This is a genomic window from Caulobacter sp. Root655, assembly GCF_001427665.1.
Taxonomy (GTDB): Bacteria; Pseudomonadota; Alphaproteobacteria; order Caulobacterales; family Caulobacteraceae; genus Caulobacter.
This window is the reverse complement of the sequence record NZ_LMHC01000026.1, coordinates 40,016-61,808: the sequence shown is the minus strand read 5'-3', so window position 1 is coordinate 61,808 and position 21,793 is coordinate 40,016. Positions and strand designations below refer to the sequence as shown.

General features: G+C 68.4%; 15 protein-coding genes. 9 read left to right on the top strand and 6 right to left on the bottom strand.

All coding sequences use genetic code 11. The annotated features are described in order from the left end of the window. Window positions 1-63: 63 nt before the first annotated feature. Both alaS and recA read right to left on the bottom strand, forming a co-directional pair. Window positions 64-2,712, bottom strand: coding sequence for an alanine--tRNA ligase (gene alaS, locus ASD79_RS21020; RefSeq protein ID WP_056725543.1), 2,649 nt, complete (start codon window positions 2,710-2,712; stop codon window positions 64-66). Between the two features lie 512 nt (window positions 2,713-3,224). Next, entirely contained in the window at window positions 3,225-4,289 is a 1,065-nt protein-coding gene (recA, locus tag ASD79_RS21015) for a recombinase RecA (protein ID WP_056725292.1), read from the bottom strand. A 280-nt stretch (window positions 4,290-4,569) separates the two neighbouring features. Here recA and ASD79_RS21010 point away from each other — a divergent pair, with 280 nt between their 5' ends. Then, window positions 4,570-6,204: an EAL domain-containing protein gene (locus tag ASD79_RS21010; RefSeq protein WP_056725290.1), complete on the top strand. Its 1,635-nt coding sequence runs from the start codon at window positions 4,570-4,572 to the stop codon at window positions 6,202-6,204. 144 nt (window positions 6,205-6,348) lie between these two features. Here ASD79_RS21010 and ASD79_RS21005 read toward each other — a convergent pair whose 3' ends face one another. Together ASD79_RS21005 and ASD79_RS21000 are read right to left on the bottom strand one after the other, a co-directional pair. Further along, entirely contained in the window at window positions 6,349-8,178 is a 1,830-nt protein-coding gene (locus ASD79_RS21005; RefSeq protein ID WP_056725288.1) for a DUF885 family protein, read from the bottom strand. Window positions 8,179-8,305: 127 nt separating this feature from the next. Then, window positions 8,306-8,683, bottom strand: a complete 378-nt coding sequence (locus ASD79_RS21000; protein ID WP_056725286.1) for a DUF4440 domain-containing protein — start codon at window positions 8,681-8,683, stop codon at window positions 8,306-8,308. A gap of 95 nt (window positions 8,684-8,778) precedes the next feature. Between ASD79_RS21000 and ASD79_RS20995 the strand changes: the two genes are divergently transcribed. Next, on the top strand, window positions 8,779-9,303 hold the full coding sequence (locus tag ASD79_RS20995; protein ID WP_156400622.1) for a GNAT family N-acetyltransferase: 525 nt from the start codon (window positions 8,779-8,781) through the stop codon (window positions 9,301-9,303). Here the strand turns inward: ASD79_RS20995 and ASD79_RS20990 are convergent, their stop codons facing one another. Continuing rightward, the gene (locus ASD79_RS20990) at window positions 9,304-10,209 is read right to left on the bottom strand and encodes a LysR substrate-binding domain-containing protein (RefSeq protein WP_056725283.1); all 906 of its coding nucleotides are present in this window, start codon (window positions 10,207-10,209) and stop codon (window positions 9,304-9,306) included. A gap of 316 nt (window positions 10,210-10,525) precedes the next feature. Between ASD79_RS20990 and katG the strand changes: the two genes are divergently transcribed. Further along, window positions 10,526-12,736, top strand: a complete 2,211-nt coding sequence (gene katG / locus ASD79_RS20985; protein ID WP_056725281.1) for a catalase/peroxidase HPI — start codon at window positions 10,526-10,528, stop codon at window positions 12,734-12,736. Between the two features lie 117 nt (window positions 12,737-12,853). Then, window positions 12,854-13,333, top strand: a complete 480-nt coding sequence (locus tag ASD79_RS20980) for a transcriptional repressor (protein ID WP_056725541.1) — start codon at window positions 12,854-12,856, stop codon at window positions 13,331-13,333. Between the two features lie 113 nt (window positions 13,334-13,446). Here ASD79_RS20980 and ASD79_RS20975 read toward each other — a convergent pair whose 3' ends face one another. Further along, complete coding sequence (locus ASD79_RS20975) at window positions 13,447-14,343, bottom strand: alpha/beta fold hydrolase (protein ID WP_056725279.1); 897 nt, start codon at window positions 14,341-14,343, stop codon at window positions 13,447-13,449. Window positions 14,344-14,500: 157 nt separating this feature from the next. Here ASD79_RS20975 and ASD79_RS20970 point away from each other — a divergent pair, with 157 nt between their 5' ends. From ASD79_RS20970 to ASD79_RS20950, 5 genes are all read left to right on the top strand, one after another. Further along, window positions 14,501-15,385, top strand: a complete 885-nt coding sequence (locus tag ASD79_RS20970) for a DUF1080 domain-containing protein (protein ID WP_056725277.1) — start codon at window positions 14,501-14,503, stop codon at window positions 15,383-15,385. A gap of 606 nt (window positions 15,386-15,991) precedes the next feature. After that, on the top strand, window positions 15,992-18,877 hold the full coding sequence (locus tag ASD79_RS20965) for a TonB-dependent receptor (RefSeq protein WP_156400614.1): 2,886 nt from the start codon (window positions 15,992-15,994) through the stop codon (window positions 18,875-18,877). A gap of 268 nt (window positions 18,878-19,145) precedes the next feature. Further along, the gene (locus tag ASD79_RS20960) at window positions 19,146-19,712 is read left to right on the top strand and encodes a carboxymuconolactone decarboxylase family protein (RefSeq protein WP_056725273.1); all 567 of its coding nucleotides are present in this window, start codon (window positions 19,146-19,148) and stop codon (window positions 19,710-19,712) included. Then, entirely contained in the window at window positions 19,705-20,904 is a 1,200-nt protein-coding gene (locus ASD79_RS20955; RefSeq protein ID WP_056725271.1) for a patatin-like phospholipase family protein, read from the top strand. The genes ASD79_RS20960 and ASD79_RS20955 overlap by 8 nt, the downstream gene beginning before the upstream one ends. 2 nt (window positions 20,905-20,906) lie before the next feature. After that, entirely contained in the window at window positions 20,907-21,689 is a 783-nt protein-coding gene (locus ASD79_RS20950) for a 3-hydroxybutyrate dehydrogenase (protein WP_056725269.1), read from the top strand. Window positions 21,690-21,793 lie beyond the last annotated feature (104 nt).

The window sequence follows — 21,793 nt, the reverse complement described above, 5'->3', positions numbered from 1 at the left end:
GGATGAGCGGAGGGTTGGGTCAGCCCCCGAACGACCTTCAGGGCCGTCCGGAGACCGGAAACCTCAGCCCGCCAGCGCCGCCCTGATGGCGTCCAGGCCTTCCTGGGCCTTGGAGCCGTCGGGCGCGCCGCCCTGGGCGAAGTCGGCCTTGCCGCCGGCTCCCTGCCCGCCCATGGCCAGCACGGCGGCCTTGGCCAGGTCGGCGGCGCTGAACCTGCCGACGAGGTCGGCGGTCACGGCGACGGTGACGGCGGCCTTACCGTCGGTGGTGCCGACCAGGGCGACGACGCCGCTGGTCAGCTGCTTCTTGAACTCCTCGGCCACGCCGCGCAGTTCCTTGCCGCCGACGCCGTCGAGGACGCGGGCGATCAGGGCGGTGCCGTTGACGTCTTCCGGACCGGACGCGGCGCCGGAACCGCCGCCGCCCAGGGCCAGCTGCTTCTTGGCGTCGGCCAGCTCCTTCTCGAGGCGCTTGCGGTCGGCGATCAGGGCGTCGACGCGGGCCCCGACCTCGGCCACGGGGGTCTTGAACTGGTCGGCCAGGGCCTTGGCGACGCCGGCCTGGTCGAGCAGGAAGCGGCGGGCCGCCTCGCCGGTCAGGGCTTCGATGCGGCGGATGCCGGCGGCGACGCCCTGCTCGGAGACGATCTTGAACAGGGCGATGTCGCCGGTGCGGGCCACGTGGGTGCCGCCGCACAGCTCGACTGAATAGGCCTTGGCTTCGTCGGTCAGCGACTTGCCCAGGGTCAGCACCCGGACGCTGTCGCCGTACTTCTCACCGAACAGCGCCACGGCGCCGGCCTCGATGGCTTCCTGCGGGGCCATCTCCCGGGTCTCGGCCGGAACGTTCTGGCGGATCACTTCATTGACCTCGGCCTCGATGCGCTCGATCTCGTCGGCGGTCAGCGGGCCGCCGTGGCTGAAGTCGAAGCGCATGCGCTCGCCGTCGACCATCTGGCCCTTCTGGGCGACGTGCGGACCCAGCACGTGGTGCAGGGCGGCATGGACCAGGTGGGCCGCCGAGTGGTTGGCGCGGGTGGTGGTGCGCTTGGCGGCGTCGACGCCGGCCACGACCTGGTCGCCGACCTTCAGCGGCCCGGCCAGTTCGACCTTGTGGACATAGAGTTCACCGGCCTGCTTCTGGGTGTCGAGCACGCGGCTTTCGGCGCCGTTCGCCTCGATCACGCCGGTGTCGCCGGCCTGGCCGCCGCTCTCGGCATAGAAGCTGGTGCGGTCGAGCAGGACCTCGGCGCTCGCGCCGGAGGCGGCGGAGTCGACTTCCGCGCCGTCAACCAGGATGGCCTTCACCACGCCGGTGGTTTCGGTGTTGTCGTAGCCGACGAAATTGGTCGGGCCGGTGCGTTCCTTGATCCCGAACCAGGCGGCGGCCGCGCCGGTCTGGCCGGAGCCGGCCCAGTTGGCGCGGGCCATCGTCCGCTGGCGGTCCATGGCCACGTCGAAGCCGTCGGTATCGACGGTGATGCCTCGGGCGCGCACGGCGTCCTGGGTCAGGTCGAGCGGGAAGCCGTAGGTGTCGTAGAGCTTGAAGGCGGTCTCGCCGTCCAGCACGCCGCCGGCCGACAGGTTGGCGGTCGCGTCGTCGAGCAGGCCCATGCCGCGGCCCAGGGTGACGCGGAAGCGTTCCTCCTCCTGGCGCAGGGTCTCGACGATCGAGGCCTCCGCGCGGCGCAGCTCGGGATAGGCCTGGCCCATCTCGGCCACCAGGGTCGGGGCCAGGCGGTGCATCAAGGGCTCGTTGGCGCCCAGCAGATAGGCGTGGCGCATGGCCCGGCGCATGATCCGGCGCAGCACGTAGCCGCGGCCTTCGTTCGAAGGCGTGACGCCGTCGGCCAGCAGGAACGAGGACGAGCGCAGGTGGTCGGCGATCACCCGGTGCGACGGGGCCTGGTCGCCTTCGGCCTTGACGCCGGTCAGCTCGACGCTGGCGGCGATCAGCGCCTTGAACAGGTCGATGTCGTAGTTGTCGTGCACGCCTTGCAGGACGGCGGCGACGCGCTCCAGGCCCATGCCGGTGTCGATCGACGGCTTGGGCAGCGACACGCGCTCGCCGCCGGCCATCTGCTCGAACTGCATGAACACCAGGTTCCAGATCTCGATGAACCGGTCGCCGTCTTCATCGGGGCTGCCCGGAGGGCCACCGGGAATGCCTTCGCCGTGGTCGAAGAAGATCTCCGAGCACGGGCCGCACGGGCCGGTGTCGCCCATCGACCAGAAGTTATCGTTGGTGGCGATGCGGATGATGCGGTCGTCGGACAGGCCGGCGATCTTCTTCCAGAGATCGGCCGCCTCGGTGTCGGTGTGATAGACCGTGACCAGCAGCTTGTCCTTGGGCAGGGCGAAGTCGCGGGTCAGCAGGGTCCAGGCGTGGGTGATCGCCTGTTCCTTGAAATAGTCGCCGAACGAGAAGTTGCCGAGCATCTCGAAGAAGGTGTGGTGACGGGCGGTGTAGCCGACATTGTCCAGGTCGTTGTGCTTGCCACCGGCCCGGACGCACTTCTGCGACGAGGTCGCGCGCGGGTGCGGCGGGGTCTCGGCGCCGGTGAACGCGTTCTTGAACGGCACCATGCCCGCGTTGACGAACAGCAGGGTCGGATCGTTCTGCGGCACCAGCGGCGCCGAGGGCGTGATGGCGTGATCGGCCGCGCCGAAATAGTTCAGGAAGGTGCTGCGGATGTCGTTGAGGCTGGGCAGGCTGGTCATCGGCGTCTCGGGTGTTCGGTACGGGGTTCCGGTTGAACCGGAAGTCGGCGCTGCATAGCGCGGTTTCAAGCGGAGTGGAAACCAAGTCGGCGTTCGGCGGGTCTGCGGCGGCGGTGTTGGGCTGATAAGTTCTCTCCCCGTGGGAGAGGTGTCGCCGCAGGCGACGAAGAGGGGATGGTGGCTGGACGTGGCCCGCATCTAGAATCGACGGCGTGGACTCCCCCCACCGGTCGCTGCGCGACCGCCTCCCCCAGAGGGGGAGGATTTGGGCGGCTGGCTCGGCGATCCCCCTCCGTCACCCCGGACCTTGTCCGGAGCGCCACCTCCCCCTGAGGGGGAGGATTGGAGGAGAAACGAAATCGGACGCCTGGCATGGGGTCCAGGCGTCCGGGGATCGCGGCCGGCCGAGGCGGTATTACGCGGCGGGCTATGAGGCGGGGTCGCCCGCTGCGGGCGGCGGCCGCGAAACCTGTGTCAGGCGGAGGTCCGGATGGAGCCTAGGCCTATTCGTCGTCCTCGGGGCCCCCGACCAGCAGCTCTTCCTCGATCTTCTGGGAAGACTTGCGGACAGCCGTCTCGATCTCGGCGGCCAGATCCTTGTTGGCCTTGAGGAACTCGCGGACGTTGTCGCGGCCCTGTCCGATGCGCTGGCTGTTGTAGGAGAACCACGAGCCGGCCTTGTCGATCACCCCGGCCTTGACGCCCAGGTCGATGATCTCGCCCAGCTTGGAAATGCCCTCGCCGTACATGATGTCGAACTCGACCTCGCGGAACGGCGGGGCGACCTTGTTCTTGACCACCTTGACCCGGACGTTGTTGCCGATGATCTCGTCGCGGTTCTTGATCGAACCGGTGCGGCGGATGTCGAGGCGAACCGAGGCGTAGAACTTCAGGGCGTTGCCGCCGGTGGTGGTTTCCGGGCTGCCGTACATCACCCCGATCTTGTGGCGGATCTGGTTGATGAAGATGACGATGGTGTTGGTCTTGTTGATCGAGCCGGTCAGCTTGCGCAGCGCCTGGCTCATCAGGCGGGCCTGCAAACCGGGCAGGCTGTCGCCCATCTCGCCCTCGATTTCGGCCTTGGGCGTCAGGGCCGCCACCGAGTCGATGACGACCACGTCGACGGCGCCCGAACGCACCAGGGTGTCGGTGATCTCAAGCGCCTGTTCGCCGTTGTCGGGCTGCGAGACCAGCAGGTTGTCGAGATTGACCCCCAGCTTGAAGGCGTAGCCCGGATCCAGCGCATGCTCGGCGTCGACGAAGGCGGCGGTGCCGCCGGCCTTCTGGACCTCGGCCACCACGTGCAGGGCCAAGGTCGTCTTGCCCGAGCTTTCCGGACCGTAGATCTCGATCACCCGCCCCTTGGGCAGGCCACCGATGCCCAGGGCGATGTCGAGGCCGAGAGAGCCGGTGGAGACCGACTCCATCTCGACCTTGCCCTTTTCGCCGAGCTTCATCACCGAGCCCTTGCCGAACGCCCGGTCGATCTGCGCCAGCGCCGCTTCGAGAGCCCGCTGCTTGTCGCCGTCTTCTTTACCCACGAGTTTCAAAGCCGCCTGATTGCTCATTGGAGATCCGCCCTTATCCCATGATTCCGACCGTCAGATCGGAGGTTCGCGACCGGCGCGCCCATCCGTCTGTGGAATGATTAACGAGTACACGCTTTGTTCCATGTTCACAAGATGTTCTTTTCTTGCCTATCCGAAGCGTTGAAACGGTTATGGCGTCGAGATACGTCAAAATAGGTCGCACCATTTCCGGCGCTCGCGACATTTCCCCGCGCCCCTCCCGCGCTCCCCGGGGGCGCTTTCGCCGCCCGGCTCAACCGGTCCTTAACGACGCCCCGCCATGCTGCCTGCGTCTTGGGGGACTTCCGTCTTGTCGCTAGATCCGCGCCGCCTTCTGGGCCTGGCCTTCGCCAGCGCCGACCTGTTGCTGGAGGTCGAGACCGGCCAGGTGATCCTGGCGCTCGGCGCGGCCCAGCGGATCATGGGCCAGGACGAGCGCACCCTGATGGGGCGAGCCTGGCGCGACCTGTTCACGCCCATCGACCGGCCGCTGGTCGATTCGGTGACCACCGCCCTGAGCGACGGCTTCCGGCGCGGTCCCATCACCGTGCGGATGGCCGGCGAGCCACCGCGCCATGTCAGCCTGACCCTGCGCGCCCTGCCCGAGAACGGCGGCCGGATCTCGGTGTCGGTCACCTCCGCGCAGGCCCCCACGGCCGGGCTGGACGCCGACGGCCTGCGCGGCCGCGAGAACTTCGAGGACATCGCCCGCGGCCTGTTCGAGGCCGCCCGCGTCACCGGCCTGGAGCTGGAACTGGCGATGATCGACTTCGCCGGCCTGGGATCGGTGCGCGAACAGCTGTCGCCGCGCGAGGTCCAGGCCCTGGACATCCGGCTGGCCGGCGCGGTGCGGGCCGAGTCGCACGCCGGCGGCATGGCCACCCGCCTGTCGCCCGACCGCTTCGCCCTGGTGCGGACCCGCGACGACCACAGCGAGGACATGGCCCAGCGCTTGACCCGGGCCACCGCGATCCAGGCCTCGGCCCACGTGGTGCCGCTGGACGGCGGGACCTCGGCCCGCGGCCTGCGCGCCCTGCGCTACGCCCTGGACGACTTCCTGCGCGAGGGGCTGAAGGACACCCCGCCCCTGACCCTGTCGGAGGCCATGAACCGCTCGGTCAAGCGCACCCTGTCGCGAGCCGGCGCCCTGGGCGTGGCGGTCAGCCAGCGGCGCTTCACCCTGGCCTACCAGCCGGTGGTCGACCTGGCGACGGGCCTGGCCCACCACCACGAGGCCTTGGTGCGCTTCGAGGACGGCGGCAGCCCGTTCCAGTTGATCCGCATGGCCGAGGAGTTCGACCTGATCGAGGAGCTGGACCACGCCATCGCCGAGCAGGCGGTCAAGCGCCTGGCCAGCGACCGCGCGGGAACCCTGAAGCTGGCGGTCAATGTCTCGGGCCGGACGATCGTCAACGAGACCTTCGTCGGCCATATCGACGGCCTGCTGAAGCAACATGACATGGCCAAGGGCCGGCTGATCTTCGAGATCACCGAGACCAGCGCCATCGACGACCTGCCCCGCGCCAACCGTCACATCCAGGGCCTGCGCGGCCTGGGCTCGCTGGTCTGCCTGGACGATTTCGGGGCTGGGGCCTCGTCCTTCGCCTATCTGCAGGAATTGAGCCTGGACATCGTCAAGATCGACGGCCGTTACGTCCGCGAACTGGCCGGCAACGGCCGCGACGGCGCCATGGTCCGCCGCCTGGTCGAGCTGTGCCGAGACCTGAAGATCCGCACCGTCGCCGAGATGGTCGAGACCGCCGAGGTCGAGGATCTGGTCCGCAAGGCCGGCGTCGACTTCGCCCAGGGCTGGCTGTTCGGCAAGCCGACGGACCAGCCGCAACCGGCGCTGAAGGTGACGCCCTCGGTGACGCCGGCCGCGCGGCGGGCGGGGGTTTCGGAAGGGTGGGGGTAGCCCCAAAACCCTTCCCTCCCCTTTATGGGGAGGGTGGCCCCGAAGGGGTCGGGTGGGGTTTGATGAGTCAAGGCGGCGGTGAAGCCCCACCCACCAGCTTCGCTGGTCCCCCCTCCCCATGAAGGGGAGGGAAGATATCCAAGCTTACTTCCCGGCCTTGGTCGCGGCCACGTAGTCGTCGACCACCTTGTCCAGCACGGTCAGCGGGGTCATGCCCGACAGCAGGCCCGCGTCGTGGAACTTGCGGATGTCGAACTTCTGGCCCAGCGCCTTCTTGGCGCGCTCGCGGGCCCGCAGCCAGGTGATCTTGCCGATCATGTAGCTGCAGGCCTGGCCCGGCCACACGCAGTAGCGTTCGATCTCGGTGATCGTGCCGCTCTCCTCGTCGCCCATGGTCTCGGCCATGTACTTCACCGCCTGCTCTCGGCTCCATTTCTTGTAGTGCATGCCGCTGTCGACCACGAGGCGGACGGCGCGGAACAGGGCGTCGTGCAGCATGCCGATATGGCCCCGCGGGTCGCTCTTGTAGATGCCCATCTCGACGGCCAGCTGTTCGGAATAGAGCGCCCAGCCCTCGGTGTAGCCCGAATTGCCGATAGTCTTGCGGATCAGCGGCAGGCCCTTGGCTTCGTTGGAGATCGACAGCTGCAGGTGATGCCCCGGGACGCCCTCATGCACGGTCAGGGTCGTCAGGGTGTACTTGGCCTGCTCCTTGGTGTCGCGCAGGTTGATCCAGTAGATGCCCGGCCGCTTACCATCGAGCGAGGGCGAATTGTAGTAGCCGCCCGGGGCGCCCGCCTCGATGGCCTTGGGCACGCGGCGGATCTCCAGCGGCGCCTTGGGCAGCTGGCCGAAATAGGCCGGCAGTTGCTTCTCGATCCATTTGGCCTTGGTGTTGAGGTCGGCGATCAGCTGTTCCTTGGCTGGATCGGTGTTCTCGTAGATATCCTTGCCCAGCTCGGCCATGCGCTCGCCGACCGTGCCCTTGGTCATGCCGATGCTCTTGAAGAGCTTGTCGGCCTCGACGGAGATCGACTTCACCAGGTCCAGGCCCAGCTGGTGGATCTCGTCGGGGGTGAGCGTGGCGGTCGTGTAGTTCTTCAGCGACACGGCGTAGTAATCCGCCCCGTCCTTCAGGCGCCAGACGCCGGCGTCGTGGGTAGCCTTGGGGCGCACGCTTTCCAGCAGGGCGATCTGGCGCTTGAGGGCCGGCAGCACCGAGACCTCGTAGATCTTGGTCGCCTCGCCCGCCCAGTCGCCGGGGATGTTCTTTTCCTTGGTCCGGCGAGCCACCGACACCACCAGCGGCGCTTCGGCGACGGGCGTGTCGGCGAAGGCCTTCATCTGGACCAGGGCCTTGTCGAGCACGAAGTCCGGCGGGATCACGCCGTCTGCGTAGTCGCGGGCCGCGATCGCCGCTTCCTGGTCCATCAACCGGGCGAAGGCTTCCATCCGCGCCAGATAGGCGTCGGCGTCGGCCTTGGTCTCGATCGAATGCTGGGTGTCGAGGAAGTCGGGATAGGACTGGTACGAGCCGGTCAGCTGGCTGAGCACATAGGGCGCGCCCGAACCGCCGCCGGCATAGGTGAATTTCTGGTTGCCCTCGTCCTGCACCGCCAGGGTGAACTCGACGGTGTCGTAGTTGACGGCGTCCATGCCGGTCAGCTGCTTGCGGTCGATGGCGCGCAGGTCGGTCAGCTGCTGCCGGGTCTGGACGACGCCGGCGGCGATGGCCGCGAACGAGCGGTCGGCCAGCAGGGCCTTGGTCCAGGCCAGGTCGCCCACGTCGAGGCCCAGGCTGGTGGCCGTCTCGGGCGACTGGCGCAGCTGCTTGGCCATGATGGCGTCGAACAGGGCGGTGAGCTTGGCGACCTCGCCGGACGCCGGGGCGCCTTGCGCGAGCGCCAGGTTCGGCGCCGCGGCGGCCAGGCCGACGGCGACGGTGGACAGCAGCATCTGACGACGGTTTTGCAAGGTGGGGTCCCCTTCCCTCAATCTGTTGGCGCAAAGGGGTAGAGGGCCTTTCCCGGCGGGGCAACGGCGCTGGGATTAATTTCCCGTCATCTTGCGACGGAGCGCATGTTTCGTGCGGCCGAAAGCCTCAGCGCAGCGTCACGAACAGTTCGTTCTCGATCACCCACTGGCCGGTGACCTTTCGCCAGGTCGCCAGATAGGGTCCGCCCTGGTCGGCGGCGCCGCGCGCCGTCCCGACCCAGGTTCCGTGCTCGGCGGCCCGGACGCCGTCGGCGTCGAGTTCAATGCGTTCGGTGGTGCGCACATAGGCCACGAAGTCGGGGTCGGCGAACTGACCGGCGAAGGCGGCCAGCACGTCCTGAGCCCCCAGGATCAGCGAACCGTCGCCGGCGATCACCTTGATGTCGGGGCTGAAGAACGGCGCCAGGCGGCGGGCGTCCTTGCCGGCGATCAGCCGATTGGTCAGCTTGCGGCGGGCGGCGATGGCGTCCTGCGGCGTGGTCATGGATAAACGCTCAGGCTGTATGGCTGACAGGGCGAAGGCCGGTATAGGCTGACCGCGCCGCCCCTCGCAAACAGGATGCCCCGAACAGAATGCCCATGTCATCGTTCCCGCCCGTCCTGACCACCCCGCGCCTGAGCCTGTCTCCCCCGGAGCTGTCGGACTTCGAGGACAGCGCCGCGCTGTGGAGCGATCCGCTGGTCACCCGGCACGTCGGCGGCCGCACCTCGACGCCGGAGGAGAGCTGGGCGCGGCTGCTGCGAGCCCGGGGCCTGTGGGCGCTGCTGGGCTACGGCTATTGGGCGGTGCGCGAGACCGCCACCGGCCGCTATGTCGGTGAGGTCGGCTTCGCCGACTTCCACCGCGGGCTGGAACCGTCGATCAACGGAATACCCGAGATGGGTTGGGTGCTGGCGACCTGGTCCCACGGCAAGGGCTTCGCCTCCGAGGCCGTGACCGCCGGTCTGAACTGGGGCGAGGCCCGATGGGGCGCCGATCCCGTGGTCTGCATCATCGACCCCGACAATGCGCCCTCACTGAAACTGGCGGGCCGGATGGGGTTCAGCGAGGTGACGCGGACCACCTACAAGGACTCGCCGACGGTGCTGCTGCGGCGGGGCTAGCTAGACGGTCCCGGCGGCCGCGCCCTCCGCGAAACCGCGCAGGCGATTGGCGATGACCTCGCCCACCGCCTCCACCGCCGGACGCCGGGGAAAATGCGCGCGCCAGGCGATGCGCACCGTCCGCCCGGCCCGCGCCGCCAGCGGCCGCAGCACGATTCCCGCGTCCAGCGCCGCCCCGGCCGCCAGCCCGGGGATCAGCGTCGTGCCATAGCCGGCGGCCACCATGTTGAGCAGAGTCGGCAGGCTCGCCGCGCGCAACGTGCCGCCCAGCGCCTCGCTTTGCCCGCAGGCCTCCATCGTCTGTTCGCGCAGGCAGTGCCCGTCCGCCAGGACCAGCATGTCCCGCGTCAGGTCCGTCTCCGCCACCACCTCGCACGCGGCGAGCGGATGATCGGGCGGCAGCGCCGCGAGGAAGGGCTCGGCGAAGAGCGGCTGGCTCACCAGGTCCGGCCCGTCCACCTCGGTGGCCAGCAGGGCGGCGTCCAGCTCATGCGCGCGCAGCCGCCCGAGCAGGGCCGAGGTCTGGTCCTCCCATGGCTCCAGTTCGAGCGCGGGGAGCGCCTCGCGCAGCGGCGCGAAGACCAGCGGCAGCAGATAGGGCGCCAGCGTCGGAATGATGCCGAGCCGGAAACGCCCCGCCAGCGGGTCGCGCAGGTTCCGCGCCGTGGCGAGGATCGCCTCGGTCGCCGTGACCGCGGCGCGGGCGTGGCCGATCAACTGCTGGCAGGCGAAGGTCGGCGCGACGGTCTTGCTGGTGCGCTCGAACAGCGCGACGCCCATCAGCTCCTCGAGCTTGCGGATCTGTACGGACAGCGTCGGCTGGCTGATGCCGCAGGCCCTCGCGGCGCGGCCGAAATGTTCGTGCTCGGCCACGGCCAGCAGATAGCGAAGGTCCCGGAGGTTCATCTGGTCAGCCCGCTTTCATCATAGGCCAAGCCTATCGCATCCATTGAGTTTTGGCGCTTCTCATTATCGTCGGAATGGGCAAAGACTGAACGCGGCGATCCAGCGGAGAGCGCCGCGAGGGAGAAACGGCAGGAGCCAAGGCCCGACCAGAACCTCCAGCGCGCCAGTCACCGGCGACACGAAAAGCGGCGCGGTGGAGGCTGGCCCCAGGCCAGCGCTCCTACCCCACCGCCAGGAAGCGTGCTCTTCTTCCGGAAGTTTCAGGGTCTCCACTCAGGGACCACGTCAATCAAGGCAACCACGATCGGAGACGAAGATGGACGGCGATCTTGTCGAACCCACAACCAAGTGCCCGCTGAAGCACGGCGTCCGGTTCCACACCAGCTTCGGCGGACGATCGAACCGCGACTGGTGGCCCAACCAGCTGAACCTGAAGATCCTCCACCAGAATTCGGCGCTCTCCAGCCCGATGTCGCCGGCGTTCAGCTACGCCAAGCAGCTCGAAAAACTGGATGTCGAGGCCCTGAAGAAGGACCTGCGGGCGCTGCAGACCGACTCCCAGGACTGGTGGCCGGCCGACTATGGCCACTACGGTCCGTTGTTCATCCGCATGGCCTGGCACAGCGCCGGCACCTATCGCATCGGTGACGGTCGCGGCGGAGCGGGCTCGGGCACCCAGCGCTTCGCGCCGCTGAACAGCTGGCCGGACAACGGCAACCTGGACAAGGCGCGCCGCCTGCTGTGGCCGATCAAGCAGAAGTACGGCAACCAGATCTCCTGGGCCGACCTGATGATCCTGGCCGCCGACGTCGGCATGGAGACCATGGGGTTCAAGACCTTCGGCTTCGGCTTCGGCCGCGAGGACGTCTGGGAACCCGAGGAAGACGTCCACTGGGGCGCGGAAGACACCTGGCTGGGCGACGCGCGCTACCAGGGCGAGCGCGAGCTCGACAAGCCGCTGGCCGCCGTTCAGATGGGCTTGATCTACGTCAATCCGGAGGGGCCGAACGGCAAGCCTGATCCGCTGGCGGCGGCGCACGACATCCGCGAAACCTTCGCGCGCATGGCCATGAACGACGAGGAGACGGTCGCCCTGATCGCCGGCGGCCACACCTTCGGCAAGGCCCACGGCGCGGGCGACGCGGCGCTGGTCGGGGCCGAGCCCGAAGGGGCCGGCATCGTCGAGCAGGGCCTGGGCTGGAAGAACAGCTTCGGCAGCGGCCGGGGCGGCGACGCCATCACCAGCGGTCTGGAAGGCGCCTGGACTCCGAACCCGACCACCTGGGACAACGGCTTCTTCGACACCCTGTTCGGGCACGAGTGGGAACTGACCAAGAGCCCGGCCGGCGCCTATCAGTGGACGCCGAAGAATCCAGGGGCCGGCCCCCTGGCGCCCGACGCCCACGACCCGTCCAAGCAACATCCGCCGATGATGCTGACGACGGACCTCGCCCTGCGGCTCGACCCGATCTACGGGCCGATCTCCAAGCGGTTCCACGAGAACCCGGACCAGCTCAAGGACGCCTTCGCCCGCGCCTGGTTCAAGCTGACCCACCGCGATATGGGCCCTCTGGCCCGCTATCGCGGCCCGCTGGTGCCAAAGGAAGAGCTGATCTGGCAGGACCCGCTGCCGGCCGTCGATCACCCGCTGATCGACGCGCGGGACATCGCCGACCTGAAGGCCAAGATCCTGGCGTCGGGGCTGACCGTCCCGCAATTGGTCGCGACCGCCTGGGCCTCGGCCTCGACCTTCCGTGGCTCCGACAAGCGCGGCGGGGCGAACGGCGCCCGCATCCGCCTGGCCCCGCAGAAGGACTGGGCGGTCAACCAGCCCGCCCAGTTGGCGACCGTGCTGTCCGCCCTCGAAGGCGTCCGGTCGGCGTTCAACGCGGGCCAGACCGGCGGCAAGAAAGTGTCGCTGGCCGACCTGATCGTGCTGGCCGGTTCCGCCGCCGTCGAACAGGCCGCCAAGGCCGCCGGCCATGACGTCGAGGTCCCGTTCACGCCGGGCCGGGCCGACGCCTCGCAGGAGCAGACCGACGTGGCGTCCTTCGCGGTGCTCGAACCGAAGGCCGACGGGTTCCGCAACTACCTGAACACGGACTCGCCCCTGACGGCCGAAGAGCTGCTGGTCGACCGGGCGCAACTTCTGACCTTGACCGCGCCAGAGATGACGGTGCTGGTCGGCGGTCTGCGGGTGCTGGGCGCCAATACCGACCAGTCGCCGCATGGCGTCTTCACCCAGCGGCCGGGCGTCCTGACCAACGACTTCTTCGTCAACCTGGTCGACATGCGCACGGCGTGGACGGCGACCTCGGACGAGGAAGCCGAGTTCGAGGGCCGCGACCGGGCGACCGGTCAACCGAAGTGGACCGCCACGCGCGCCGACCTGATCTTCGGGTCGAACTCGCAACTTCGGGCCCTGGCCGAGGCCTACGCCCAGTCCGACTCGCAAGGCGCGTTCGTGGACGCCTTCGTGGCGGCCTGGACCAAGGTAATGAACTCGGACCGCTTCGACCTCACCTGATTAGGGGGAAAGACGACCGGACGCGGCTGAAACCCAGCCGCGTCCACACTTCAAGGTCGGGATCAGATCGCGGCGATGCACGACCGCGACCGTCCCGGCGCCCTGGGAGGACGTCAGATGTCCCACGCGGTGGAAGCCGTGTTTCGGGAGGAACTGCGCCGTGCCGGCCTGCCCGGCCACGGCGTGCTGCCGCGTCTGCTCGCGCAGTTGCGGGCCGCGCCGGAGACGCATCTCACCCTGGCGGAGGTGGCGGACATGGCCGCCGAGGCGGGACTGGCGATGACGCAGACCGAGCTCGCTCACCACCTTGAAACCCTCGCCGACCATGGGCTGGTCGGCCGGCTGCCCACGACGACGACCGAGCTGGTCTTCGACACCGTGCCCGAACCGCATTCCCACATGATCTACGAAGAATCGGCGCAGATCGTGGATCTGCACGTCTCGACCGAAACCCTGCTCGTCATGGTCCGCCAAGCCCTGGACGAACGGCCGGACAGCGTGGAGATCGTCGTACGCTTCCGCCGCGATCCCGCGGCGGCGCCCGACCAGGCGACTCGGACCGCGATCGGCCGACGCCGGCCGGAACCGGAGCCCTGACCTGGCCGTCCGGTCTTAGGGACTGGGTCCAATTGACCCCCACCCCACTGTTGTCATCCCGACCGCAACGAAGCGGAAGGCCGGGACCCAGAGCAACCGCGTCGCGCCAGACCCTAAGCCAGCTGCCGCGCCCGCGCCGCCGCCGTGTTCACCGCATCGATGAAGGCGTCGTGGACGGCCGCCGGCAAGTCGTGGCCCATGCCGTCGATGATCCGCAGCTCGGCCCCCGGGATGGTCGCGGCGGTGTCCTGGCCGCCCTCGACCCGCACTAGCGGATCGTCGGCGCCGTGCAGCACCACGGTCGGGGCGGCGATGGTCTTCAACGCCTCGCGCCGATCGCCCGAGGCGATGACGGCGATCATCTGGCGCAGCACGCCGGCCGGATGGTAGGCGCGCTGGATCGCCGCCCGCAGCAACGGCCGCTCGGTCCGCGGATCGACCGGCCAGGCCGGGCTCTGGATGGCGATCTGGGCCTTCAGCGCGTGCTCGGTCAGGCTGTCGAGGTCGGTGGCCGCGGGCCGCGCGAACAGCACCGCCTGGGCCTCGGGCGAGGCCGGCGGCACGGCCGGGTTGCCGGTGGTCGACATCACCGAGACCAGCGACAGCACCTTCTCCGGATGGCGGGCGGCCAGCATCTGGCCGATCATGCCGCCCATCGACACGCCGGCCACGTGGGCCCGCGCGATCCCCAGGGCGTCCAGCAGGCCGGCCGCGTCGTCGGCCATGTCGGCCAACAGGTAGGGCGCGCCTGGATCCTGGCCGTTGGCCAGCGCCCCGAACACGGTCGGCAGGTCGGGCGTGACGACCTGGTCGAAGCCGGTCGACAGGCCGATGTCGCGGTTGTCGAAGCGGACGACCCGGAAGCCTTCGTCGACCAGCCGGTCGATCAGCGACACCGGCCAGCGGGTCAGTTGCTGGCCCAGGCCCATGATCAGCAGCAAGGGTTCGCCGGTCTCGGGACCGAAGGTTTCGTACTCGATCTCGATACCGTTCGCGGGAGCCTTGGGCATGGGACGTCCTCTCGTTGAGCCGCGAAGTCTAACGGTTGTTTGAGCTCCGCCAAGCCCCCTGGCCTCGCGCCCTGTCTACGACCATGCCGCGCTTGAAGAGACAACGTTGTCAGCTAGTCTCCCGCCGGGCCGCCGACCAACGCGCCGTGGAGGAAACATGTTCAAGACCCTGGCTGTCGCCCTGGCGCTCGCCGCCGCCACGCCCGCCCTCGCCGAGACCCTGGTGCTGACCGATGTCCCCAAGGCGACCGGTCCGGCCGTGGTGCTGTTCGACGGCAAGGACCTGAAGAATTGGGACGCCTGGCTGGGCTATGCCGACCCGGCCCTGACCTACACCCGCCCCGCCGTCGCCCCGATCGGCGCGACAGCTCTGAGCGCCGAGATCTTCAAGGTGGCGACCGAGGACGGCCGGCCCGCCCTCTATGTCAGCGGCAAGACCTGGGGCAGCCTGGTCCACAAGGGCGACTTCCGCGACTACCATCTGCGCCTGCAGTACAAGTGGGGCCCCGGCCGCTGGGCGCCGCGCCAGACCCTGCCGCCCAACAACGGCCTGCTCTACCACTCGCATGGCCCGCTCGGCGCGGTGTTCGGCACCTGGAGCCGGGCGGTCGAGTTCGAGATCATGCAGGGCTCGACCGGCATGGTCGTGCGGGTCGGCGACGCCGTCAGCGCCCAGGTCAAGGCCGTCGATGACCCGAGTCTGATCGCCCCGAAGCTGCGGTTCTCGACCGTCGGGCGCGACGTCACCGTCGCCACGCCGAACTGGAACGTCGAGGCCGCCCGCGACGCCGAGAAGCCGGCCGGTGAATGGAACACCCTGGACCTCTACGTGCTGGGCGACCGGGCCATCCACGTGGTCAACGGCGTGCCGGTGATGGAAGTTCGCGACATGCGGTCGACCGACGCCGACGGCGTGGAGGGCGGCCCCGCCCTGCCCCTGACCCACGGCGCGATCCAGTTGCAGTCGGAAGGGGCCGAGACCTTCTTCCGCGACATCGTCCTGGAGCCGATCACGGCCCTGCCGAAGATCGTGGCGAAGTAGATTCAGTCTTTTGCAGGTCGTCCCCCGTGGGGGAGGGCCTATCGCATATGACCAAAAACGGTTGTCATCCCGGACGAGCGCGCAGCGCGAAGATCCGGGACCGACGCGTGAACTCGGCGCTTCCGGCGGTCCCGGATCTGCGCCCGGCTTCGCCGAGCTTGTCCGGGATGACAGCCTTTTCAGAGCGAACCCATAGGCGATAGCCCTCCCCCCGTGGGGGAGGCGGCGCGAAGCGCCGGTGGGGGGAGATATCCCACATTGGCAAACTCCCCCCACCGTCGGCTGCGCCGACACCTCCCCCACAGGGGGAGGACTTCAGCCTCCTGAAAATCCGAGCGTCGGCCAGCGCCCCCAAACTGGTCATACCAAATTGCTGCGGGACTGTTGCCACTGCGCTTCACGTCACCCTCAACCCCTTGTGGGAAAGCCAATTTCCGCTTGGGAAACCGATTACCTAGGCCGATTTGCGCAATACTCACCTCGATAGATCTGACCAAATTCGCCGTATCCCCGCCATATGGTCTAGCCAATCTGCGATAACGTTGTTACCACCACGGCATAAGGCCGCCCGACCAAGGGCGTCAGGCCAGCCATGGGAGGGGCGGCATGACCGTTTCAAGGACACTCGACGTAAATCGACGCGACCTGCGCCGCGGGTTGCTGATGGCCGCCGCCGCGCTGACCCTGTGGGCGCCGCGGGCCTGGGCCCAGGAAGGCCCGACCGCCACCGCCGGCTCCACCCCCGCCCCGACCCCGGCCCAGGCCGCGCCCGCCAAACCCGCCCCGGCCGACAACCAGGTCGACGAGGTCGTGGTCTCCGGAATGCGCGCCACGCAGCGCAACTCGATCGCCGTCAAGCGCGAGTCCACGGTCATCGTCGACGGCCTGGTCAATGACGAGATCGGCTCCACCCCCGACAACTCGGTCGGCGAGACCCTGGAGCGCATCACCGGCGTGACCTCGGACCGCTTCAAGGGCTCGGCCTCGGAGATCTCGGTGCGGGGCCTGGGTCCGTTCCTCGGCTTCTCCACCCTGAACGGCCGCGAACTGTCCAGCGGCAGCGGCGATCGGGCCGTGTCGTTCCAACAGTTCCCGTCGGAGCTGGTCAGCGGCGTGCTGGTCTACAAGAGCCAGCAGGCCGACTTCGTCGAAGGCGGCGTCTCGGGCGTCGTCGAGCTGAAGACCCTGCGCCCGCTGGACTACGGCAAGCGCCGCTTCCAGTTCGAGGCGCGCGGCAACTACCTGCCGTACAACGACCGGGTCAGCGGTTCGGACAAGTTCGGAACCCGGTTCGCCGGGTCGTACACCGATCGCTTCGACACCAGGATCGGCGAGATCGGCGTGTCGGTCGGCTTCGCCACGACCAATTCGTCGGCCCCGGAAGACTTCTACGCCACCTCGACCAGCTGGGTCCCGTGCAACACGGTCAACGCCACGCCCAGCTCGCTGACCGCCGGCAACTGCGCCTTCGTCACGGGCTCGGCCAACCCGACCTACCTGGCCACCAGCAGCTATTCGTTCCGCCAGATCATCACCGAGGACAAGCGCAAGGCCTTGATCGGCGCCCTGCAATGGCGCCCCAACGACATCTGGGACTTCAACCTCGACGTCCAGCTGTCGCGCCGCAAGTCGTTCGAGGACCGCAACGACCTGTCGATCGCCGAAGGCCGTCGCGGCGTCACGCCGCTGGAAGTGGAACCGAACGGCGCCCTGTCGCGCTGGTCGGGCAACAGCATCCTGGATATCGCCGGCACCATCCGCAACCGCACGGAAGACTATGACGGCGGCGGCTTCGCGGCCAGGTTCACGCCGAACGACGCCCTGACCATCACCACCGACCTGTCCTACTCCAAGACCCACCGCAACGAGGTCAACAAGTCGACCCGCCTGCGGTCGGGCACGGCGTTCGGGGCCGGCGGCCGCGTCCTCTACACCATGGACCAGAAGAACAGCGACATCCCGACGGCGACCTTCACCAATGCCGCCGGCGCGCCCATCGACCTGATGAACTACGCCGCCTTCAACACCGGGGCGTTCGCCAACCGCCAGATGGACGACCGCACCGACGAGATCGCCGCCGGCCGCATCGACGCCCTGTACGAGCTGGGCGACGGCTTCATCGAGTCGGTGAAGGTGGGCCTGCGCTATTCCGACCACCAGCGCATCACCGACCTGGGCAACACCAACAACCTGGCGACCGTGCTGCCCGCCAACGTCACCAAGGGCAACACCGAGTGCCGCATCCCGACCGTGGTGCGCGACTGGGGCAAGGACGGTGGGACCAACGTCCAGAACTGGGCGCAGTTCAGCACCCAGTGCCTCTACGCCGCCTTCACCGGCGTCGATGACCTGGGCCCGGCCGCCGACTCGCGCAGCCAGAGCGACCTGGACATCACCGAGAAGATCACCGCCGGCTACGCCATGGCCAACTTCCGCTCGGAATGGGGCGGCGTGCCGATCACCGGCAATTTCGGTGTCCGGGTGATCAAGACCAGCATCAAGTCGCTGGGCTATCGCGGCGACTACACCGTCGAGAACGCCAGCGGCACCATCACCATCAAGCCGATCCCCGGCTCGTTCGCCCAGATCCGGGTCGACAACGAGTTCACCAACGTCCTGCCCAGCGCCAACATCCACTTCAAGCTGCGCGACGACGTCTCGCTGCGGGCGGCCTATTACCGCGCCATGGCCCGGTCGAACATCGAGGCCATGGGCGCCGGTCGCAACTTCACCGTCGACTCCGGCGCCACGACCGTGGAAACGGCGCTGCGCGGCGTCTCGGGCGGCAATCCCCGCCTCGAGGCCCTGGACTCCTGGAACGGCGACCTGTCGCTGGAATATTATCCCGACCGCGACACCAGCTTCACGGCGGCGCTGTTCTACAAGAAGTTCAAGGCCGCCGCCGTTCCCGCCGCCCAGGGCTCGCTGATCGAGACCCTGGTCATCGGCGGCGTCAGCTTCACCGTGCCGGTCAACCAGCAGATCAACAGCGACGATCCCTCGACCATCTTCGGCGTCGAGTTCACGGTCAACAAGGCCTTCACCTTCCTGCCGGCCCCGTTCGACGGCTTCGGCGTGCAGGCCAACCTGACCCTGGTCGACAGCGATTTCGAGTTCCCCGACCCGTCGGCGATCGACCCGCTGAACCCGCTGGCCAACTTCACCGACCCGGTCGGCTTCAACGGCCTGTCCAAGCGCTCGGGCAGCGTCACCGGCTATTACGAGAAGGACAAGATCTCGCTCCGCCTCGTCTACAAGTACCGCTCGGACTACTTCAAGGCCAACGGCAACGCGCCCAACCGGGTGACCGACGCCGCCGGCTACCTGGACTTCTCGGGGTCGTACGCCCTGACCCAGAACGTCCAGCTGAAGGTCCAGGCCATCAACCTCAACAACGGCCACTCGCTGTTCCAGCGGCCCGTCGCCGGCAGCAACGGCGAGACCAGCTATTTCGGAACCAGCTACTTCGCGGGCGTCCGCCTGCGGTTCTAGTTCGGCGATCATCCCCCGCCGCACTCCAGCCCGGGCCTCGCGAAAGCGTGGTCCGGGTTTTTTATGCGGCTAGGAACAACCGGAGGGAGGGTCTTGACGCCTCTCAGGAATTCCGAGCCCGTCCGCGCCCCTAGCCGAACGGCGCCACCTTGAAGACGCCCCGGAACGACATGATCCCGCCACATCGATATTGCACTGCACCATAAGCTGAGCGACGATCCCGCATCGCGAAGCCCGTGGCCTCTCCTCGCTTGTCGAAGGATTACAGATGCGCCTGCCCCTGATCGCTCCCGCCGACCTCTCCCCCGAACAGAAACCGCTCTACGACGACATGCGACAGGGGATCGCCGGCCACTTCAACGCCTTCAAGGTCGAGCGTGAGGACGGCGCGCTGATGGGGCCGTGGAACCCCTGGCTGCACGAGCCGGCGATCGGCAAGGCGATCTGGGACTTCACCCTGGCCATGACCGCCAACGCCGTGCTGCCCGACAACGTCCGGCAGATCGCCATCCTGGTGGTCGGGGCCCGCTACGACGCCGCCTACGAGATCTACGCCCACATCGCCGTGGCCGAGCGCGACGGCATGCCGGCCGAGCGGCTGGCCACCCTGGTCGCCGACCTCAAGCCCAATGACCTGGCCAGGGACGAGAGCGTCGCCTTCGACGTGGCCTACGCCCTCAGCCGCGGCGGCGTCCTGCCCGAGCCGCTGTACGCCCTGGCGGTGAAGACCTTCGGCCAGCACGGCGCCAACGAGCTGATCTATCTGGTCGGCCTCTACGCCCTGGTCTCGGTCACCCTCAACGGCTTCAACGTGCCGGTTCCCGAACGTGAATAGCCGCCCCCGCAAGCCCGTCGCCCCGCCCGAGCAGCCCAAGCCCAACGCCACCGCCTTCGAGAGCGTGGCCCTGCTGCTGCAAGGCGGCGGCGCGCTGGGCGCCTACCAGGCCGGGGTCTACGAGGCCCTGCTCGACGCCGATGTCGAGCCGACCTGGATCGCCGGCATCTCGATCGGCGCGATCAACAGCGCCATCATCGCCGGCAACCCGCGCGAGACCCGCTGCGAACGGCTGCGCGAGTTCTGGGAGCTGGTCAGCCAGCCCCACGACGGCGGCTGGGCCAGCGCCTGGACCGGCCTGGTGAACGGCGACATCGCCCGCGGCTGGGTCAACCAGCTGGCGGCCGGCCAGATCATGGCCAAGGGCGTGCCCGGCTTCTTCGCCCCGCGCGTCCCGCCGCCGTTCCTGCTGCCGGCCGGCGTTCCGGGCGCCACCAGCTGGTACGACACCTCGGCCCTGCGCCCCACCCTGGAACGGCTGGTCGACTTCGACCGGATCAACGCCAAGACCATGCGCTTCAGCGTCGGGGCGGTGAACGTCCGCACCGGCAACTTCGCCTATTTCGACAACGAGACCGACGTCATCCGCCCCGAACACATCATGGCCAGCGGCGCCCTGCCTCCGGCCTTCGACGCGGTGGAGATCGACGGCGAGTTCTACTGGGACGGCGGCCTGGTCTCCAACACCCCGCTGGACTGGGTGCTGTCGGCGCGGTCGGACCTCGACACCCTGATCTTCCAGGTCGACCTGTGGAGCGCCCAGGGCGTGCTGCCGCGCGACCTGTGCGAAGTGGCGGTGCGGATGAAGGAGGTGCAGTTCTCCAGCCGCACCCGCGCGGCCACCGACAGCTTCAAGCGGACCCAGAAGCTGCGCGCCACCTTCAACGAACTGCTGGCCCTGATGCCGCCGGAACTGGTGGCCACGCCCCAGGCCCAGCTGCTGGCCCAGGCGTCGGACCCCGCCGTCTACAACATCGTCCAGTTGGTCTACCGCTCGGCCACCTACGAGGGCCAGTCGAAGGACTACGAGTTCTCGCGCCGGACGATGGAGGAGCACTGGGAGGCCGGCCGCCGCGACGCCCTGCTCACCCTCTCCCACCCCGAGGTGCTGACCCGGCCGGCCGGGGCCCACTCGGTCGAGACCTACGACTTCACGACCCCCAAGCCTTCCTCCTCCCCCGGAAAGGACTGACCATGAGCCTTCAAGACAAGGTCGCCGTGATCACCGGCGCCGCCAGCGGCATCGGCAAGGACATCGCCAAGGAATTCCTGGCCCAGGGCGCCAAGGTGGCCATCGCCGACCTCAACATCGAGGCCGCCAACGCCACCGCCCTGGAGTTCGACCCCAGCGGCCAGCGCGCCTTCGGCGTGGCCATGGACGTCACCGACGAGGCCCAGGTCGAGGCCGGGATCGCCGCCGTCGACGCCAAGTTCGGCGGCATCGACATCCTGGTGTCCAACGCCGGCATCCAGATCGTCGGCCCGCTCGACACCTACAAATTCTCCGACTGGAAGAAGCTGCTGGCCATCCACCTGGACGGCGCCTTCCTGACCACCCGGGCCTGCCTGCAGCGCATGTACGCCCAGGGCCGCGGCGGCAGCATCATCTATATGGGCTCGGTGCACTCCAAGGAGGCCTCGGTGCTCAAGGCCCCCTACGTCACCGCCAAGCACGGGCTGGAGGGCCTGGCCAAGGTGGTGGCCAAGGAAGGCGCCCCGCACGGCGTTCGCGCCAACCTGATCTGCCCCGGCTTCGTCCGCACGCCGCTGGTCGAGAAGCAGATTCCCGAACAGGCCAAGGAACTGGGCATCAGCGAGGACGAGGTCATCAAGACCGTGATGCTGAAGGAAACCGTCGACGGCCAGTTCACCACCGTGGACGACGTGGCCCGCACGGCGGTGTTCCTGGCCGGCTTCCCGACCAACGCCCTGACGGGCCAGTCGGTGGTGGTCAGCCACGGGTGGTTCATGCAGTGAGGGGGCGGGACGTCCAGGCGACGCCGCGACGGCCCGACTCAAGGTATTTCCCAATTTGGGAATTCATGACTTCCCAAATTGGGAAAATCCGTCTATACCCTGGT

What these genes read in the sequence shown, in the direction of transcription:
- ASD79_RS20970 (WP_056725277.1), top strand. Translation starts at nt 14,501, where the DNA reads ATGTTCAAGACCCTGGCTGTCGCCCTGGCGCTCGCCGCCGCCACGCCC.
- ASD79_RS20990 (WP_056725283.1), bottom strand. Translation starts at nt 10,209, where the DNA reads ATGAACCTCCGGGACCTTCGCTATCTGCTGGCCGTGGCCGAGCACGAA.
- ASD79_RS20965 (WP_156400614.1), top strand. Translation starts at nt 15,992, where the DNA reads ATGACCGTTTCAAGGACACTCGACGTAAATCGACGCGACCTGCGCCGC.
- ASD79_RS20960 (WP_056725273.1), top strand. Translation starts at nt 19,146, where the DNA reads ATGCGCCTGCCCCTGATCGCTCCCGCCGACCTCTCCCCCGAACAGAAA.
- ASD79_RS20995 (WP_156400622.1), top strand. Translation starts at nt 8,779, where the DNA reads ATGTCATCGTTCCCGCCCGTCCTGACCACCCCGCGCCTGAGCCTGTCT.
- recA (WP_056725292.1), bottom strand. Translation starts at nt 4,289, where the DNA reads ATGAGCAATCAGGCGGCTTTGAAACTCGTGGGTAAAGAAGACGGCGAC.
- ASD79_RS20950 (WP_056725269.1), top strand. Translation starts at nt 20,907, where the DNA reads ATGAGCCTTCAAGACAAGGTCGCCGTGATCACCGGCGCCGCCAGCGGC.
- katG (WP_056725281.1), top strand. Translation starts at nt 10,526, where the DNA reads ATGGACGGCGATCTTGTCGAACCCACAACCAAGTGCCCGCTGAAGCAC.
- ASD79_RS20975 (WP_056725279.1), bottom strand. Translation starts at nt 14,343, where the DNA reads ATGCCCAAGGCTCCCGCGAACGGTATCGAGATCGAGTACGAAACCTTC.
- ASD79_RS21000 (WP_056725286.1), bottom strand. Translation starts at nt 8,683, where the DNA reads ATGACCACGCCGCAGGACGCCATCGCCGCCCGCCGCAAGCTGACCAAT.
- ASD79_RS20980 (WP_056725541.1), top strand. Translation starts at nt 12,854, where the DNA reads ATGTCCCACGCGGTGGAAGCCGTGTTTCGGGAGGAACTGCGCCGTGCC.
- ASD79_RS21010 (WP_056725290.1), top strand. Translation starts at nt 4,570, where the DNA reads ATGCTGCCTGCGTCTTGGGGGACTTCCGTCTTGTCGCTAGATCCGCGC.